The sequence below is a fragment of the Bradyrhizobium diazoefficiens genome (genome assembly GCF_016616885.1).
Classification (GTDB): domain Bacteria; phylum Pseudomonadota; class Alphaproteobacteria; order Rhizobiales; family Xanthobacteraceae; genus Bradyrhizobium; species Bradyrhizobium diazoefficiens_F.
In genome coordinates this window covers 1608255-1625652 of sequence record NZ_CP067102.1, presented here as the reverse complement: position 1 = coordinate 1625652, position 17398 = coordinate 1608255, and the positions used below count along the sequence as shown (strand labels likewise).

Genomic DNA, 17398 nt, shown 5'->3' with positions numbered 1-17398 from the left:
TTGCAGACCTCAATCCTGAAAAAGTATTACGATGCCCGCCTGCCTTGGTACACCATCTATCCAACAGTACCTGATTTCTCGGCGGCCGTCGGCGCCAGGGATTGTGAGGAATGGCTGAGGCGCCTGCCGACGGACGAGGCCGTGTCGCTCTATATCCACGTTCCGTTCTGCCGCTCGATCTGCTGGTATTGCGGTTTTCCGAGGAGCAGCACTGGCCGGGATGCGCCGATCCTCAACTATCTGGCGGTGCTGCGTGAGGAGATCCGCTTGGTGGCTGCGCAAGCGCCGGATGCGCTGCCCGTGAGCGATGTGCATTTCGGCGGCGGAACGCCGACCCTCATCGCGCCAGCCGAGTTCCTGGCCCTGATGGAATTGCTGCGCGGCCGATTTAGCTTTTGGCAACCAGCTGCGGTCGCCGTCGAGATCGACCCGCGTACGTTCACAGTCGAAATGGCCGAAACTCTCGGAGCGGCCGGCGTCAACCGCGCGAGCCTGGGTGTGCAGAGCTTCGATCCTGTTGTTCAAAAAGCCATCAACCGGATCCAGAGCGAAGCAGAAACCGGGAGTGCCATCGAAAATCTCCGCCGGAATGGAATAGACCGCATCAACTTCGACCTCATCTATGGTCTTCCTCATCAGACAGTGCAGTCCTGCGTCCAGACCGCGGAGATGGCGGTGGCGATGCGCCCCGACCGCCTTGCGGTGTTTGGTTACGCGCATGTTCCCTCCTTCAGGAAAAATCAGCGCCTGATCGAGGAGGCCGCGCTGCCGGACACGGTTGCCCGTGCCGAACAAGCGGCGGCCATGGCCGGCACGCTGGTTGCTGCCGGCTACCGCCAAATCGGGCTCGACCATTTCGCCTTGCCGGACGACGAACTCGCGCTGGCGCAGAGAACCGGGCGCTTGCGGCGCAACTCGCTGGGTTACTCGGCTGATACCTGTAAAACTGTTATCGGCCTGGGTGCTTCGGCTCTCGGCCGTCTCGGCCACGGTTATGTCCAGAACGAAATTGCAACGGGTTCTTACACGCGGCACATCCGAGCTGGCCGCCTGGCGGCCTCAAAGGGCTATCATCTCTGCAACGAGGACCGTGTCCGGGCCGCGATCATCGAGCAGCTGATGTGCGATCTAGAGGCTGATGTTCCGTCAATCTGTGCGGGCTTTGGCTTTGATCCGGTTCCCCTGCTCGATTCAGCTGAACGCTTGCCGATGCTTGCAGAGGACGGGGTCGTGGACATCGAAATCGGCTTCATCCGCGTGAGGCAGGAGCATCGCTTTTTGCTTCGTGCTGTTGCTGCGGCATTCGACGCTTATCTCGACCGCTCCCCCTACTAACTCATGGGGGCTACCTTCGTGGAAGGCAACTACCAGCAAGGGCCGGCGTGGTGGGTTGCTTCGTGCAAGTGGCCTGCGTTCGACACTCGGCTGTGTCATCAATCCGGTGAGACTTGCGATGATCGCCCTGGCTCTCGGCTGAGCATCGCATTGCTCACGCTCGCGCGTTCGGCAGTGACTTACGCGCGCCGCTCTGACGCCAAGTCACTCGGCCGCTTGCACATCTGAAACACCGCTCCCAATGCAGGCAAGCACCCGTTCGCGAAGATTCATCGACAGGCGGTTTCGCCATGCCCGCGGGCGTCCCATCGCGAGCCGCTTTCATCTCCAAACCGCTGATCTGGAGCACATCCCGACGATTCAGGCAGCCGGGTCTATCCTTACATGGGCGAAACAGTTGTCTCTGCGCGAATACGCGAGCTTCGTGAAGCTCAGCTCGAGACGATCACGAGACCAGCATCGCGGCGATTTTGCGGTTCTGCTAAACAAAGCCCGGCGACGTCGCCTCGAACGATTGAGATATCAATTCTAGGATCCCTGCGGCTAGCCTGCCCGCGAGATATGGCTGAACTCGGTGACCTGTCTCTCGAACAGCCCGCGATAGATTCCGCCGGGCCGCTTGGTCAGTGTAAGATGCGTGCCTTGCTCGACGATGTGGCCGCGGTCGAACACCAAGATACGGTCGAGGCCGCGCACCGTCGAGAGCCGGTGCGCGATCACGATCGAGGTCCGTCCCTTCATCAGCCGCTCCATTGCCTGCTGGATCAGCGCTTCCGACTCCGAATCGAGGCTAGAGGTCGCCTCATCCAGGATCAGCACCGGCGCATCGGCCAGGAAGGCGCGCGCCAGTGCCACCCGCTGCCGCTCGCCGCCAGAGAGCTTGACGCCGCGCTCGCCGACCAGGGTGCCGTAGCCCTTGGGCAGGCGCAGGATGAAGTCGTGGGCGTTGGCAAGCCGCGCGGCCTGCTCGATCGCCTTCAGGCTGGCGCCTGGTTTGCCATAGGCGATGTTCTCGGCAAGCGAGCGGTGGAACAGGATCGGCTCCTGCTGCACGATTGCGATCTGGCTGCGCAGCGATTGCTGCGTGACTAGCGCGATATCCTGCCCGTCGATCAGCACGCGGCCGCCGGAGACGTCGTAGAGCCGCTGCACCAGCTTGACGAATGTCGTCTTGCCGGAGCCCGAGCGGCCGACCAGGCCGACGCGCTCGCCGGCGCGGATGCAGACCGACAACCCCTCGTAGAGTGGCGCGCAATGGTCGCCATAGTGGAAGGTGACGTCGTCGAACGCGATCTCGCCGCCCTCGATCAGGATCGGGCCCGCATCCGGTGCATCCTCGATCCCGATCGGCACGTCATGGATCGCAACCAGCTCCTCCATATCGTTGACCGACCGCTGCAGGATGTTGATGTGCATGCCGACGTCACGCAAATAGGCGTGGATGACGTAATAGCTGGTCAGCACATAGGTGACGTCGCCGGGCGAGGCATACCCAGACATCCATAGCAGCACTGAGACCCCGATCACCGACGTGCGTAGGCACAGCAGCAGCAGCTGCTGCGATATCGCGCTGCAATTGTAGCGCAGCCAGTTCCGCCGCACGCGCACCCGCCAACGGTTGATGACGCGGGCGAGCCGCGCATTCTCGCGCGGGTCCGCGCCAAACGATTTTACCACCGTATTGCAGGTCAGCGCATCCGCGAGCGTACCGCCGATCTTTGAGTCCCAGGCATTGGAGATACGGGCAGCTGGCGTGATGTAGCGCATCGAGAACAGCGCGGCCATCACGACATAGAGCACCCCGCCCAGCGCGATCACCACGCCGAGCGAGGTCCAGCGCACCCCTAGCAGGATCATCGAGCCGACCAGCACGCTGAATGAGGGCAGCAGCACCATCATGATGGTGTTGTTGATCTGTTCGACAGCCCACATGCCGCGCGTGATATCGCGCACGGTCGAGCCGGCGAAAGAGTTGGCGTGCCACTCGGTCGAAAAGCGCTGAACGCGCATGAATGCCTCGCACGCTACGTCCGACATCGTCTTGAGCGTGAATGGCACGATCCCTTGCAGACCGACCAGGCGCAAGGTGACCGATGCCAAGCCGAGAGCGACGATGCTTGCAAAGGCAACCAGCACCGCATGTCGCGTCGCCTGGTCGTAAGGGCCTGACGTCAATGCGTCGATGAGATGGCCGGAGTAGACCGGCATGAACAGGTCGACCACCGCTCCACCAACAAAACCAACGAGCACGATGGCGGCGCGGTAGGGCTCGAGCAGCCAATGACGTAACACGAACGGAATCACCGCGCGCATCGCGTTAGGCCGTTTGTCAGCTGGGGCGCTCATAGCTCAATCCGGCCATGCTCGCCGCGCAAGCTGGCTCTTTCTGAATTATCCGCAGCGTCGCAAAGGCGCGAGAGATCGCCGGTGCTCGGTCGGTACCCCTTCGCGGAGCGAGACGCTCGACGCCAACAGCCCAAGTTGGTCGGACCTGGAAGCCTGGCATTCTTGGCCGACCGGGAACGCCCCGCCTCTTCCACCATACGGCTTCGGCATTTTCTCACACATAGCGTCTTGCTCGCGGCAAGACCTCTCCTTCGAGGGATCGCAGTGATCGGAAAGCAGGGCGGCGCGCGCCTGCTCGGCAATCGCGACCGAGCATCTATCATGCCTTTGCGTGATAAAGAAACGATCGCGCTTGGAGTAACGCTTGTCGTTGCAGACGGCCAGTCAACATGCCCATCGGGCTCGTTCGCGCGCACAGACCTCAATTGCATTTCCGATTTCCTCGACGCATGACATGCGCAGCGTCATGCCGCCACGATTGCCACGTGTGCGTCGAATCCATCAATTGCTAAGGTTAGTAGTTGACTGGGGTGCAAGGCGTTCCTTCCGGCGCTCGTAACGCGGTTGTTACAGGCTCTGAGTGAGCACGCCCCGTCGTCTAGACGAACCCCGGACATCTTGATTGACGCCGCCTCGTCAGCGGTAAATTACGGACACTCGTGTTCTCTCATGCGTCGGAGGACAGGGCTGGCCTGAGCCATCAGGACGCCTCTTGTCTGAAGGTCAGCGTCGGAAAGTCCTCAACCCTCTCAGACAAGAGACGGCCGTGCAAATTCTCCTCGCATCTCACAATGCGTCCGCTTCTCTCATTCTCGCCTCGGGTACCGCAGGGTACACTGTCGGGATCCTGACGGAGCGTTACGAGGCGTTGCGATACCCCGCGCCATTTTTGGATTCGCCGGTCAAGCACCACATTTCATTCGGCAAGCAATTTGCATCGCGTATCGCGCCACCCAAACGGGAGGCATTGTCTTAGCTAGAGGGATCATTCTCATGACTGCAGCCAAGCATGACGCCGCCAAGCCGCTGGAGATCGAGGCGCTCCTCCTGATCGGCCGATGCGAAGGTGTGGCCACAAAGCCGCGCGACTTCGAAGCCCACGGCGGGTTGAATTCGACGTCACATCACGAACGCGACACGGTCACTGGACTATTCAGCCAAGAAGCGAACAGCGACACTCGCCAGCGAACCCCATTTGCGAAGCTGGCGTGGTCCCTTCTCAGTCGCCTCAGCGATCTATGCCTGTCATGGGAGCCAGTTCATCCCCTCCATCTCATACTCTAAAGCGCATCGTCAGGCGGTCAGCTAAATCGCCGCCCGTCCCCAGCTGTCTCTCGGGTTCGGGCATAGGACGATTCAGAGCTCCTGCACTGCCTGGGGACCTCCAGCTTTGCAGGCCTTTCGTCCCAGCGAGCTTGGATCGGTCCAGACTGGCGGAGGTAACCAGATTGACCGATTCCAGGAAGGCCCGCACGGGGGCACCGCCGTGCGGGCCTTTTTATTCTCAGTGGTGGCCGGCGTCGTTCGCGAGCGCGGTATGGGCTACGTCGCCGCCCAATAGAAACCACATCACAATTCGATTTCGCTCACACAAGCGGCCGGTTGCGGCGTGCCAACAGCCCGCGTTGTCGCAAGTCGCGCCCGTTACGTTCCGAACCGACGTAACTTTGACTGGTGTTGAACATCATCCAACGCAGGGGTCAGAAGGACATTCGGACCGTCAAGGGCTGGATCTGCCGTTCTTGTGCGGCGTCTCCATGATCTGCCTCACCGCCGCATGCATCTGACCTTCTCGATGGAATAGCACGCAATCGAGAAACACCCTGATCTCGGCGATGCTTTGCTCGTGGTACTCGCTCCACACGCACCTAATGAAGACTTATTTTCCAAGGATGGCGCACTGTATCGCTACTTGCGCCAATGACACATCGTCAAACAGCAGCGGCCACGCATACAGAGAGATCCCCATCTCTTCTACTGGTCTACCTGCTGAGTCATGGCCCATGGGGATACAAGGAGCCCGACGGCAGCATTCCGTCGTCGATCTTGCGTGAACGTGGATAGGCTTGCGTCTCGGTCAACTACCAATCTTCGCAATTGTACGAGGTGACCCGGCATGTCAAACGACCGGAAAATGAGACGTCGTGCAGGTCAATCGTGGTCTCGTTGTTATCGCGTGAAACGCGCGGCAACGGGTCCATAGCAGCGGAATTTGATGCCGCCTGCATGTTCCGTCCATCCTGCGACTTACTCATTCGCGTCCCGCCCCACAAAGGTTGGTTTTGCGAACAGATGCGTTTTTAGGAGAATGACGGCATGACCAAGATATCTTCGGTCGACAGTATCATTCCGCAAGCCGATATCGCAAAGCGCGCGGCGCGGATCGGCGCTGAAATCAGGAACATCAAGCTGTCCGGCGATTTGCCGGCGGAGACGATTACCGCGATCAACAGCCTGCTGCTCGAGCACAAGGTTCTCTTCTTCCGCGATCAGGGCCATCTCGACAACGCAGAGCAGGAGCGCTTTGCCCTTCGTTTCGGAACGCTTATGGCGTATCCGATACTCGGTGCCATCGAGGGAACGGTATCGATGATCGAGCTTGATTCCGCGCGCCCCCCTCGCCGAGCCGACCTCTGGCACAGCGACGGGACCTTCTTCGAGGCTTATCCTAAAATCGCGGTCCTGCGAGGCGTTGTGATCCCACAATTTGGCGGCGATACGATCTGGTCAAACACCGCGGCCGCCTATCTGGACCTCTCCGCGCCGCTGCAACGGCTTGCCGACGAACTCTGGGCGGTTCACAGCAATGCGTTCGACTACTCCGTCATGGCCAACAGCGAGGCCGACAAAAAGCATCTCGACGAGGTGTTCGCCAGGACGGTCTATGAGACCGAGCATCCCGTCGTGCGTGTCCATCCCGAAACCGGAGAACGCGCGCTGGTGCTCGGCGACGTGGTGCAACGCTTGGTTGGCATCCCGAAATATGATGGCCAGAGGCTATTCACCCTTTTCCAGTCCCATATCACCGCGCCCGAAAATACCGTGCGGTGGAGGTGGAAGGTGGGCGATGTGGCGATCTGGGACAACCGCGCCACGCAACATTATGCGGTCAGGGATTACGGCGACCAGCGTCGTGTCGTTCGCCGTGCCACCGTCGCTGGCGAGGTGCCCGTCAGCACCGATGGTCGATTGAGCTCGATGCGCATAAAGGCTGCGAAGGAGCCGCCCGGTTAGGTCGCTTAAGGCTCCCCAGAGACGTCAAAGATCCCGTCGACGCAGTCTCTTCCGCTCGTTTGCTCTTACAGCATCCACGAGCTTGGTCCGCTGTCGGCATTGAACAATGTCCAGTCCCGGCGCCTGCAGCGATGATCTCATCTCCGGCCGCGATCTCCCCTTGCTCATGGACGTCCATGACGCGGTTTCTGACGCAGCGGCTTCCGGGCGTTGCGGGTGAGCTACGGACCAATGTGGTCGGCGCGCACTCTATCAAGGCCGGCAACGTGGAGGGGCAACTCACGCCGCATACGGGCGTGCCGATGACGGTTCGCACTCGCTCGGCTGCGCCTCCGGTCTTCAGCACTCGATCAATCATGTCGCAAACCGGGCTTGCCATCGCCGTATCCTGTGCGGCGAGTCTCGTCTGCAGCTCGGCCTTGGCAGGGGCTGAGAAGGCATCAGACACCAAGAGTGAGGCGCCGGGTGAGACTCCTGGACCAGAAATTCAAAAGCAGAGCGGCGCGACTATCAGTGTCCGAAGCCGTTGGCTCAAACGAACAGAGCCTCTCGCCGCGCCCTCGGCGCCGGCACGAGCGATCAATACCCCAGATTCGAGGCACGATCGTCCGGACAAAGTTGCTGAGACTACGCCCCCAGAGAAGATCGCCCCGTTCGCGAAGTTCGATAACCTGCGTGAGAAAGGCATTTGGCTCAATATGCCCGGGCCTGCGGATACGATCGATCAGGACAGGGGCGGGGTTAGATCTGCGCTGGCGAATCTCGGAATCGGCTATGTGGGCTGGACGCAAAACAGCTTGATCGACAACCGAATGCCGAATGCATCCAAGAGCACCATCTTCAATCAGCGGTATATTGGCGAGAGTCCGACATTCGGTACCGTAAATTCCATGATCGTGACCTACGATCTCGGCCGATTTGGAATTCCTGATGGTCAGATAACCGTGGGGGCCGAGCAACAATATTGGACCTGGAAGCCCGCCGGGCCAGATCGGGTGGGAATCAATACAATCGCCTATTACCAGACGTTCTTCGACAGGACGCTCGAACTCAAGATGGGTTACCTCCGAAATCATGACGAGTTCCTGGGAATGAATCCGTTCGGGCCGACGCCAATCATCTTGTCCCAAGCTGGAATGAGCAACAATTCCGCGCCGACGCCGGCTCTCAACGTGAAGTACAATCTTGACGACCGCCTCTACAACAAGATTTCGATCCAGCGCTCGGTCAGTCCGGATGGACAATTAGCGCACATGAGCGAAAATCCCACCGGCTTGAACTGGCGCACGGTCAATGCCGGCATTTTGTTGCTTGATGAATTTGGATACAAGGCCAAGGCGACTGAGGGATCGCCCGAGACCTGGTTGCGGGCTGGAATCGGTTTCAACGACAGCCGCTATCCGAACTTGGCGGATCCGAGCCAACCGAGAGCCAACGCGAACAGCGCCTATTACGTGGCCATGGACAGGCAGTTTTGGCAATCTGATGCCGAAGGGTCGCCAGCTCGGGGGATCTATGGTGGGTTCTCCGCCATGTACGCTCCGTCTGACGTCAACAAGGTCAGCCGCTATCTCGAGCTTCGTCTTTATGCGAAAGGACTATTTAGCAGCCGGCCCGGTGATCAGATTGCCATTGCTGCCACCAATACCGCTTGGAGCCACTTTGCTGTCGATGCCGCCTTGGCTAAAGGCGATCTCGTCCATCGCGATAGCACGGCGATCTGGGGCAGATACACCGCGCGGCTGGCACCGGGCGTCTATGCAACCTTGGGCCTGCTATACATCAATAACCCGACAACCATCACATATTCACGCCAAACCGGACATACCCTGAACGTCTTGGTGTCGACATCAGTATTCTTCTAGTCCGTTGGTGGATTCAGCCGCGAGTACCACGCCAGAGGCAGCTGCCGAGTTCTGAGCACGATCTGCGCAAAGACTCCGCCGTCGCAAGGCCACCGCGAGCTTCAGTCCGAGCAGCGAATGGTCCCGTTTACTTAATGCGGCGAGACGACGACCACGGCGGTGGTGTCATCCCCGCCGCGCATGGAGACAACCTCCATTGCCCCATTCGCTTGGCAAGCCGTTCGTTGAGGTTAGTCCTCGCCGGTCTTTTTCGCCCCTCCCATTGATCATTCCCACCTGAAGTGAGCATACCTTTGCGACCGGACATCATCACCATGGCTTCGTCGGAGGAGACGAGCATGTTCGTGTGTTCGGATGCTCATCGAAGCGAGTGAGCTATTGTCCGTGGGTTTCGCCAGGTTGCGCCACCGAACGCGTGGCGTGAAGTTGCGACCACCGGAATTCTCTCGCCCGTGCTCTCGCAGCGAGTGTCCGTCCTTGTCCTGCACAGACGAACAGGGCCTGCCCTTAAGCCCCTTCTGCCACGGCAGGCGCGTGAGTCTGGCAGTTGGCCGGGCAGACCCGGGCGCAGGCGCCGCAGCCGATACAGGCGCCCTCATCATTCATCACCATGACCTTTTTTTCGATCTCATCGTCCTCGTCGCTGTCAAGCTCGACAAGATCGCCCTCCTCGTTGATCCCTTTTAATATCATGACGTGGCGACCACAGACCTTGAAGCAGCGTCCGCATCCGATACATTTGCCGGAATCGATCGAGACGAGATAATCGGGCATCCAGCCGCGGCCGTCGCGCGTTGCAAATGACATGCTTGTATACCCTTAGCCCCTTTCCTGCGCCTTGAGATCCTCGCGCTTTTTCTCGAGCTCGGCAAACGCCTCATGTGCTCTTTGCGCCACCACCATGATCGAGTGCCAGTTGAGCGGCAGCTCCTCTGACAGGTCGTGCAGATCCATCTTGGCCTGCGTCGCCTTGGCTGACAGCTTCTTGATGTCCGCCTTCAGGCTTTCAAGTTCGCTCATGTCCCGCCCTCAATAATTCGCCGCGTCCGGGAATTTCTGGATCATCCGGGTCCCGTCTGCGACATACTTTTCACCCTCGGCGGCGAGCTTCGCAAGATTTTCGAACCCGAAGCGATGCACGTCGCGCAGCTGCTTATTGACGACGATCAGGCGGCCTCCGATCAGCACCATGCGGCCAAAGCCTTCATGATGCATCTTCAGCATCGGCTGGATCATCACGCCGGTTTTCTTCTCGATCGAGAGGGCGACCGCGTTGAAGAACAGCTCCACGCGCCATACCGTGTCTGGATCTGGATCTCCCACGATCGGCAGCGCGTGCCGCTTCTCCTTGTCCAGGATATAGGGGTCGAGCAAATCGAGATCGCTCTTGCTCTCCCAAGCCCCATGACTGTCTTCAGCGCGCCAGATCTTGACCAGCTGCTTAACGAAGGGCGCGTCAAGAACAATATCCGGTTGCGCCGCTTCTGCGGTCTCAGTCATGTGATCCTCATTCCTCGAAATCAAATGTGCGCTCCTTGGCCTTCGCCAGGGCCTTGCGGATCCAGGGGGGCGGCGTCCCCTTCAGCATCCGTTGGAGCTTTTGCAGCAGCTCCAGGATGTTCTCGGGCTTGTTCACCTTGATGGGGTGGATTTTATTCGCCACCACCCGCGCGGCACCGGAGCCGCCGATCGCAACGACATAGAGGATGGCGCAATCCTTGATCGCCTCGATCTTGGGCGCGAGCTTATCCTCGTTGCCGTCTTCCCTGAGATCGCCGTCGAACTGCACCGCCTTCAGAAAGACGTGCCCGTCCGGCCCGACGTCATAGACGACAATGTTCTTGGCCCAGCCGAAATGGGCATCGACGCGCCTCAAGTCCTGGGTAGCGAATGCGACCTTCATGCAATCGACCTCTCTGTTGCGTCGATGAAGCCGCGCCCGGACTTGAGAGGCGGCGTTGAGGTCCGCCAGCTATCGGGGCAAGGCTTATGATTTTCCTCGCGATCGGCGATGACCAAGTTGGCAAGATGGAAGATCAGATCGCGCGTGCCGCGATACCCAACGGACAGCTGGTGTCCTGCGCCAAGGCGGTCGAACATCGGAAATCCCGCGCGATGGAACGGAATCTTCAGCCGAGCCGCCGCTTGGCGGCCATGCGAATGCGTGATCAATAGATCGCAATTCTCTCTCCGGGCGCGCTCTTCCAGGTCCTCGAGATCGCCGATCACTACCTCCTCGGTCCTTATCCGCTCCAGCACGGGCGAAGGCGTGGTCGTCACGGCTGCCGTAACCTGCGCGCCCATGTCATGCAGCATGCTGGACAGGTCGAACAGGAGGTCAGGCTCTGCACCGATCGCGATTTTACGGCCGCCGATATGGAAATGGGCGTCCAGCATCGCATCGGCGAGCTGTCCGCGCTGGCGCCGATATTTGGTTGGCACAGGGCGGCCGGAGATCTCGCTCAGGAACGCGATGAATTCGTCGTTGGGGAGGAGGCCGCACAATCGCTCGAACAGGCGAAACGGCGCCCCGGTCCTGCTCTGCATGGCTTCTGCCGCCCGCCGCATCTGCGCACCGATGGCAATGGTCCAGCCGGACTGGCCCATGCTGGCAATTTCCTCAATGCCGATGCCGCCGATGGTCGTTGACGTAAACTGCTCAGGGATATGCCCGTCCAGCGATCCCGCCACGTCAGGCAGGAAGCTTGGTGTTAGCCCGAAATCCTCGATTATTGTCCTGACCTCATCAAGGTCGGCGGGCGTCAGGTGACATCCGGGCAGGACATTCACCCGCGTCTCATCGCGCTCTGCCTCGATCGTCGGCGCGCTGACAAGCACCTCAACCATGCGCGCCACTGCCTTTTCCCAGCCGTCCTGAAAAGCATCCTTGAAATCGGGCGTCGAGACATGGACCAGGGGAAATGTGGCGAGTTGCGGATGCTTCTTGCGGATCATCTTGATGGTGCCGTCGATATCGTCGCCATTCGTTTCCGTTACCCCGGTCGAGCAGATCCCGATGATTTCCGGTCTGGTTCGATGGTGGATGTTGAGGATGGCTTGCTCGATATTTTCAAACCCGCCGAGCACGGTCGTCACCTCGCTCATCGCGGTGGTCTGCAGCGGGACCGGCTCCTTGAAATGCCGCACGAACAGCGTGAGTCCAAACGACGTGCAGCCTTGCGAGCCGTGCAGAACCGGCATCGCCCCGCGCAGGCCCATGAACGCGAATGCGCCACCGATCGGCTGGCTCATCTTCAGCGGGTTGACCGTGCAGGCCTTGCTCGGCGTGCTGACGATAGCCATGACGCCGTCCTATTCCGCGGCCTGCCGCATGGCAGGCGGCGGGGAGACCGACATCGCCCTCAGGATGTCCTGGATCCGGCTCCTGCAACAGCCGCCGAACGCGTCGGTGTGCTCTCTGACAGCCTCGACGCTGGTCAGACCGTGCAAGCGGATTGCATCCTCGATCGTGCCACGATTGACTGTGTTGCAGAGACAGATCCTTTTTGCGCGGCGGCTCGCCTCCATAAGCGCCGGGGTTTTTGCGGTCTCGGCGGGCTCTCCGTCGCTCTGCGCAAGGGCCAAGCGCATGGGCTGGCCATCCTTGGCGATCTCATCCCATGGGGCCGGCCGGCGCAGCTGCTCCCATATCGGGTTGAACAGCGCCTTGTCGATCTCCTCGACCAGCTTCACGATCCCCAAATAGCCCATATAGGCATGAGAGCGCTCCTGGTTGATGTCGAGCCAGGGCATCGCCGCCTTCAGCGCGACGAATTGCGACTTGCCGCCGGAGAGCATGATGTCCGCTTTTGCGGCCTTCAGCATCCTGTACATGTCGCGTGGCGCCATGTCGTCGATCATATGGGCGTCCTGCCCCATCCGCTGCTTGATGCGCTCCTTGTCTTGGTTTGTGGATTTTTTGACGCTGGTGCCGACCAGCTCAAGGCCGGCCTCCTGCAACGCGGCCAGCACGGACCAGGATTTCACGCCACCTGTGATGAGGAGTGCCCTCTTGCCGGCGAGGCGCGGCCTGTAGGATCCGATTTTGGCCCAGGCGCTCGCCTCCTCCCGCGCTATGAGCGCCTCGGTACGGCCGATCAGATCTTTCGGGGCCCCGCGCGCGACCAACACGCGTGCAATGTTGCGCAGGGCGTCGCTGGAGTCCTGGATACCGTAGAACGAGCCTTCGAAGAACGGGATGCCGTAGTGCTCTTGCATCTTGCGCGCCACATTGATCATGGACTTCGAACACACCAGCATGGCGGCGCGCGCCCGATGCGATGAGGCAACTTCACGATATTTCCCATCTCCGGAAATGCAGGAGAGGATGCGGATGCCGAGCTCGTCCAACAGCGGCTTGACCTGCCACAATTCGCCCGACAGATTGTATTCGCCGATCAGGTTGATGTCGCAGGGCGTGGTGTGGTCCGGCTCTTCGGTGCCGATGACATGATCAAGCAATGCTTGGCCCGCAAGCTTATTGCCGAGGTTTTTCGAACCTACGAAGCCTGGCGAATTGACCGGAATCACGGGCTTGCCGAACTTCCGAGAAGCCGCCTTGCAGACGGCATTGATGTCGTCGCCGATCATGGCCGGAATGCAGGTCTGATAGACGAAGATCGCCGCCGGATCGTATTTCTCGAAGATCTCCCTGATTGCCTTGTAAAGTCGCTTCTCGCCGCCGAACACGATATCGGTTTCGTTCATGTCAGTGGTGAAGCCGGTGCGCCAGATGCTGGCACCGGATGAAGCTGCACCCCGGTTGTCCCAGGAATTGCCCTCACAGGCGATGGGTCCGTGCACCAGATGGGCCACGTCGGTGAAGGGCTGCAGCGCGATCTTGGCGCCGTCGAAGGCGCAGCCCCCGGCCGCACTGCCCGGCTTAGGTTGCTTGGTGCAGCCCTTCTTGCGGTCAGCCTCCGACTTGTCGGCGTTTTTGGCGCAGCCCGGCTCGTTGAAGACGTCCAGGATTCTGGCCGAAAGCGAACTCATCGGTCTCTCCCCTCAATCGCGATTATGTGAAAAGCGGCCCGTGCTTCGCTCAGCCATCGCCGATGTCTGCTGGCGATGGCTTCGCGTCGATCGTCATCAACGAATGATGTCAAAGCTATAGTCGGTGCCTGCAGCGCTGGTCTTCCTGTCGATCTCGTCAAAGATCTTGTCGAGGATCTTCACCAAAACGTTCATGCCGCCTTGATAGCCCCACAGCGGGGAGCGGTGATGGTGATGCCGATCAAAAATCGGAAAACCAATGCGGATCAGCGGGGTGCCGGTATCGCGCTCCAGATATTTGCCATGCGTGTTGCCGATCAGGAAGTCGACGGGTTCCGTGAACAGCAGCGAGCGCATGTGCCAGAGGTCTCGCCCTGGATAGGCAGTGCAGTTCTGCCCAAACGGCGAGCTCGCAAACAACGCCTGCATTTTATCGTGCCAGGCCTTGTTGCCGTTCGTGGACAGCACATGGACCGGTTCGGCGCCCAGTTCGAGCAGGAAGGCAGTTAGCCCATAACATAGGTCTGGATCGCCGTAGATCGCGAATTTCTTGCCATGGATATGCGCGCTGGAGTCGGCGATCGCGTCGACCAGGCGGCCACGCTCTCGCGCCAGCGCCTCGGGGATTTCCTTGCCGGTGACGCGCGATAACGCCATGAGGAGCTCGTCGGTCGCGGAGACGCCGACCGGATGGTTGAAAGCCAGGACCTCTTGGCCATGGCCGGCGATGAAGGCAAGGGTCTTTTCCGTGCACCATTGCTGCGCAGATATCGTCGCCTTGGCGTGAACCGCGTTCGCGGCGTCTTCCAACGTGGTGCCGCCGTCATACATCCTGAACTCGCCGTCGGTCGGCGTATCGAACACATCGGAATTGTCCGCGAGGATGGTGTACTGGACATCCATCAAATCGAAGATGCGCTTGATTTCACGGGTATTCCCAACAGTGTAGCCGTCAAAGCCGCCGATAAAATTGATCTTCTCGTTGGGGGTGCGCTCGAGCTTCGGTGCTGTCCCGGCTTTTCCGTCCCAGAAGTGTTCAAGGATACCCTTCAGCGCATTGTCATAGCCCGTGATGTGGCTGCCGACGAAGGCCGGGGTGTGCGCGAACGGTACATCGAAATGCTCTGGGACAGAGCCTCTCTCCTTGGAGGTCTTGATAAAGGCGTTGAGGTCGTCCCCGATCACCTCCGCCATGCAAGTCGTGGAGACCGCGATCATCTTCGGCTTGTACATGTTATAGCTGTTGGCGAGCCCATCTGCCATGTTGTTCAGGCCGCCGAACACTGCAGCATCTTCCGTCATCGACGAGGAGACGCAGGAACTCGGCTCCTTGAAGTGCCGCGACAGATGGCTGCGATAATAGGCGACGCAACCTTGGGAACCGTGCACGAAGGGCAGCGTGCTCTCGAATCCCACGGATGCGAAGACCGCACCGAGCGGCTGGCAAGCCTTGGCCGGGTTTATCGTCAGAGCTTCCCGCGCAAAGTTCTTTTCGCGATATTCGGGCGTCTTCGACCATTCCCTGATGCGTTCGACCTCCGCGGGATCTCGAGCGTTCTCGAACATCTTCTTCTTGTTGGCCAGCATTTGCTGGTATTCCGGACCGCGGAACAGCTCGACATGATCGAGCACGTGTTCTGCATTCTGCGCCATTTCGTGGGAATCCTCTTGAAAATCGTGGTCAATGTCGGCTCGACGCCTCTGCAGAGAGGCGGAGAGGCCGCCTATTCCGCAGCCATGAGCCTTGGTTCTGCGGCAGCCTTCCAGGGCGCCTTGGTCTTCCTCCAGACTGGCGAGTTGATGGCCATGTCCATGTCGCGCGCGAAGATCGGAAAGCCGTCATAACCGTGGTACGGACCCGAATAATCCCAGGAGTGCATCTGCCGGAACGGCACCCCCATCTTCTGGAACACATATTTTTCCTTGATGCCCGAGCCGACCAGGTCGGGCTGCATCTTCTCGACGAAGCGCTCGAACTCATATCCATTGACATCATCGTAGATGAGCGTGCCATCCTTGACGTAATGCTGGGCGGTTCGCTGATAGTCATCGTTGTGGCCAAACTCATAGCCGGTGCCGACGACTTCCATGCCGAGGTCCTCATAGGCGCCGATCACATGGCGCGGACGCAAGCCGCCGACGAACAGCATCACGGTCTTGCCTTCCAGGCGGGGGCGGTATTTTGCGACGACCGCATCGACAAGCGGCTGATATTTTGCAATCACGCGCTCGGCCCCTTCCTTGATGCTGTCGTCGAAATAGACGGCTATCTTGCGCAGTGATTCGGCGATTTTTGAGGGACCGAAGAAGTTGTATTCGCACCACGGAATGCCGAACTTCTCCTCCATGTGACGGGAGATGTAGTTCATCGAGCGGTAGCAATGCAGTATGTTGAGCTTGGCCTTGGGCGTGGCCTCGAGCTCGGCCAGCGACCCGTCTCCGGACCACTGGGCGATGACGCGTAGGCCCATTTCCTCCAGCAGGATTCGAGACGACCAGGCATCACCGCCGATATTATAGTCTCCGATGATCGCAACGTCGTAGGGCGTCGACTCGAAGCGGGACTTCTCGGGCGTGAGCCTGTCGAAGACCCAATCACGCACGGCATCGTTGGCGATATGGTGCCCGAGCGACTGCGAGACGCCGCGGAAGCCTTCGCAGCGAACCGGCACGATCGTCTTGCCGCCATATTCCTTCGACTTGGCCTTGGAGACCGCCTCGATATCGTCGCCGATCAGGCCAATCGGGCATTCCGACTGGATGGTGATGCCGTTGTTGAGCGGGAACAACTCCTGCAGCTCGTCGATGAGTTTGACGAGCTTCTTGTCACCGCCGAACACGATATCCTTTTCCTGGAAGTCGGACGTGAACTGCAAGGTCACGAACGTATCGATACCGGTCGTGCCGGCGTAGTAGTTGCGCCGCGATCCCCAGGAGTACTGGCCACACCCCACCGGACCATGGCTGATATGGATCATGTCCTTGATCGGCCCCCAGACTACGCCCTTGGAGCCTGCATAGGCGCAGCCGCGGATCGTCATCACGCCGGGGATGGATTTGAGATTTGACTTAACGCCGCAATCCGCCTTCCCTGCCTCGTGAACGTTCAGGTGCTTGGCGCGCCGCTTTCCAGTCTTCTCGGGATAGACCGTCAGCACCTCCTGGATGAGATCCTTATTGCGGGCCTTGATCTCCTCGATGCTTTCGGTCCTAGCGAAGCTCATGCTGATATCCTTTGAGAGTTAGCGCGACGGTGCTCGGGGAAGAGTTTAGCAACGAGCGTGCCAGCCGCGCGCAAGCGCAAAAACTAGCGGAATTGGAAGCACATAGCCTTGTCGGCAAGCCCGGCCGGCACTGTGTTGCAAACCCGACATCGGAGCTTCTCCATCGACGGCTTCGTTTGCGCCTGTTCGATAGAAAACAAGGACGAGCGCGTGTCATGCACCGCTGATATTCGACTGCAAAGCGTTAGCCTTGGGTGGGCTTGGCGCGCCCGCTGACGACTGCATCATAGCCCGGCGGGCACCAGCTCAGACCGGTCGCACCAGCCGATGCGCTGAGATGTACGCAAGAGAAGCGCGCCTGGATGCATCCGCCAGGTCGATGCGTTCTATCAAAACAATGAA

General features: G+C 59.8%; 14 protein-coding genes. 5 read left to right on the top strand and 9 right to left on the bottom strand.

Annotated features, from left to right (window positions below; translation table 11 throughout):
• Complete coding sequence (gene hemN, locus JJC00_RS07540) at nucleotides 1-1335, top strand: oxygen-independent coproporphyrinogen III oxidase (RefSeq protein WP_200472042.1); 1335 nt, start codon at nucleotides 1-3, stop codon at nucleotides 1333-1335.
• Between the two features lie 543 nt (nucleotides 1336-1878).
• Here hemN and JJC00_RS07535 read toward each other — a convergent pair.
• Entirely contained in the window at nucleotides 1879-3681 is a 1803-nt protein-coding gene (locus tag JJC00_RS07535; RefSeq protein WP_200472041.1) for an ABC transporter ATP-binding protein, read from the bottom strand.
• 264 nt (nucleotides 3682-3945) lie between these two features.
• Here JJC00_RS07535 and JJC00_RS07530 point away from each other — a divergent pair, with 264 nt between their 5' ends.
• From JJC00_RS07530 to JJC00_RS07515, 4 genes are all read left to right on the top strand, one after another.
• Entirely contained in the window at nucleotides 3946-4134 is a 189-nt protein-coding gene (locus JJC00_RS07530; protein WP_200472040.1) for a hypothetical protein, read from the top strand.
• A gap of 540 nt (nucleotides 4135-4674) precedes the next feature.
• Nucleotides 4675-4965 (top strand): hypothetical protein, encoded by a 291-nt coding sequence (locus JJC00_RS07525; RefSeq protein WP_200472039.1) that lies wholly within the window; start codon nucleotides 4675-4677, stop codon nucleotides 4963-4965.
• A 1032-nt stretch (nucleotides 4966-5997) separates the two neighbouring features.
• A complete protein-coding gene (locus tag JJC00_RS07520) occupies nucleotides 5998-6915 on the top strand; it encodes a TauD/TfdA dioxygenase family protein (protein ID WP_200472038.1) in 918 nt (305 codons plus the stop codon).
• 176 nt (nucleotides 6916-7091) lie between these two features.
• Entirely contained in the window at nucleotides 7092-8780 is a 1689-nt protein-coding gene (locus JJC00_RS07515; RefSeq protein ID WP_246774124.1) for a carbohydrate porin, read from the top strand.
• 507 nt (nucleotides 8781-9287) lie between these two features.
• Here the strand turns inward: JJC00_RS07515 and fdxB are convergent.
• From fdxB to nifD, 8 genes are all read right to left on the bottom strand, one after another.
• Nucleotides 9288-9587 carry a ferredoxin III, nif-specific gene (fdxB, locus tag JJC00_RS07510; protein ID WP_200472037.1) on the bottom strand — a complete coding sequence of 100 codons (300 nt, stop codon included), beginning with the start codon at nucleotides 9585-9587 and terminating at the stop codon, nucleotides 9288-9290.
• Between the two features lie 12 nt (nucleotides 9588-9599).
• Entirely contained in the window at nucleotides 9600-9800 is a 201-nt protein-coding gene (locus JJC00_RS07505; protein WP_200472036.1) for a CCE_0567 family metalloprotein, read from the bottom strand.
• Between the two features lie 9 nt (nucleotides 9801-9809).
• Entirely contained in the window at nucleotides 9810-10280 is a 471-nt protein-coding gene (locus JJC00_RS07500) for a NifX-associated nitrogen fixation protein (RefSeq protein WP_200472035.1), read from the bottom strand.
• A gap of 7 nt (nucleotides 10281-10287) precedes the next feature.
• The gene (gene nifX, locus JJC00_RS07495; RefSeq protein ID WP_200472034.1) at nucleotides 10288-10683 is read right to left on the bottom strand and encodes a nitrogen fixation protein NifX; all 396 of its coding nucleotides are present in this window, start codon (nucleotides 10681-10683) and stop codon (nucleotides 10288-10290) included.
• Nucleotides 10680-12083 (bottom strand): nitrogenase iron-molybdenum cofactor biosynthesis protein NifN, encoded by a 1404-nt coding sequence (gene nifN, locus JJC00_RS07490; RefSeq protein WP_200472033.1) that lies wholly within the window; start codon nucleotides 12081-12083, stop codon nucleotides 10680-10682. The genes nifX and nifN overlap by 4 nt, the downstream gene beginning before the upstream one ends.
• A 9-nt stretch (nucleotides 12084-12092) precedes the next feature.
• Nucleotides 12093-13772, bottom strand: coding sequence for a nitrogenase iron-molybdenum cofactor biosynthesis protein NifE (gene nifE, locus JJC00_RS07485; protein WP_200472032.1), 1680 nt, complete (start codon nucleotides 13770-13772; stop codon nucleotides 12093-12095).
• A 96-nt stretch (nucleotides 13773-13868) separates the two neighbouring features.
• A complete protein-coding gene (gene nifK, locus JJC00_RS07480) occupies nucleotides 13869-15425 on the bottom strand; it encodes a nitrogenase molybdenum-iron protein subunit beta (protein ID WP_200472031.1) in 1557 nt (518 codons plus the stop codon).
• Between the two features lie 71 nt (nucleotides 15426-15496).
• Entirely contained in the window at nucleotides 15497-16996 is a 1500-nt protein-coding gene (nifD, locus tag JJC00_RS07475) for a nitrogenase molybdenum-iron protein alpha chain (RefSeq protein WP_200472030.1), read from the bottom strand.
• Between the last annotated feature and the right edge of the window lie 402 nt (nucleotides 16997-17398).

Coding starts and splice junctions, on each gene's coding strand:
- JJC00_RS07535 (WP_200472041.1), bottom strand. CDS start 3,681: ATGAGCGCCCCAGCTGACAAACGGCCTAACGCGATGCGCGCGGTGATT.
- JJC00_RS07525 (WP_200472039.1), top strand. CDS start 4,675: ATGACTGCAGCCAAGCATGACGCCGCCAAGCCGCTGGAGATCGAGGCG.
- JJC00_RS07520 (WP_200472038.1), top strand. CDS start 5,998: ATGACCAAGATATCTTCGGTCGACAGTATCATTCCGCAAGCCGATATC.
- JJC00_RS07515 (WP_246774124.1), top strand. CDS start 7,092: ATGACGCGGTTTCTGACGCAGCGGCTTCCGGGCGTTGCGGGTGAGCTA.
- fdxB (WP_200472037.1), bottom strand. CDS start 9,587: ATGTCATTTGCAACGCGCGACGGCCGCGGCTGGATGCCCGATTATCTC.
- JJC00_RS07505 (WP_200472036.1), bottom strand. CDS start 9,800: ATGAGCGAACTTGAAAGCCTGAAGGCGGACATCAAGAAGCTGTCAGCC.
- JJC00_RS07500 (WP_200472035.1), bottom strand. CDS start 10,280: ATGACTGAGACCGCAGAAGCGGCGCAACCGGATATTGTTCTTGACGCG.
- nifX (WP_200472034.1), bottom strand. CDS start 10,683: ATGAAGGTCGCATTCGCTACCCAGGACTTGAGGCGCGTCGATGCCCAT.
- nifN (WP_200472033.1), bottom strand. CDS start 12,083: ATGGCTATCGTCAGCACGCCGAGCAAGGCCTGCACGGTCAACCCGCTG.
- nifE (WP_200472032.1), bottom strand. CDS start 13,772: ATGAGTTCGCTTTCGGCCAGAATCCTGGACGTCTTCAACGAGCCGGGC.
- nifK (WP_200472031.1), bottom strand. CDS start 15,425: ATGGCGCAGAATGCAGAACACGTGCTCGATCATGTCGAGCTGTTCCGC.
- nifD (WP_200472030.1), bottom strand. CDS start 16,996: ATGAGCTTCGCTAGGACCGAAAGCATCGAGGAGATCAAGGCCCGCAAT.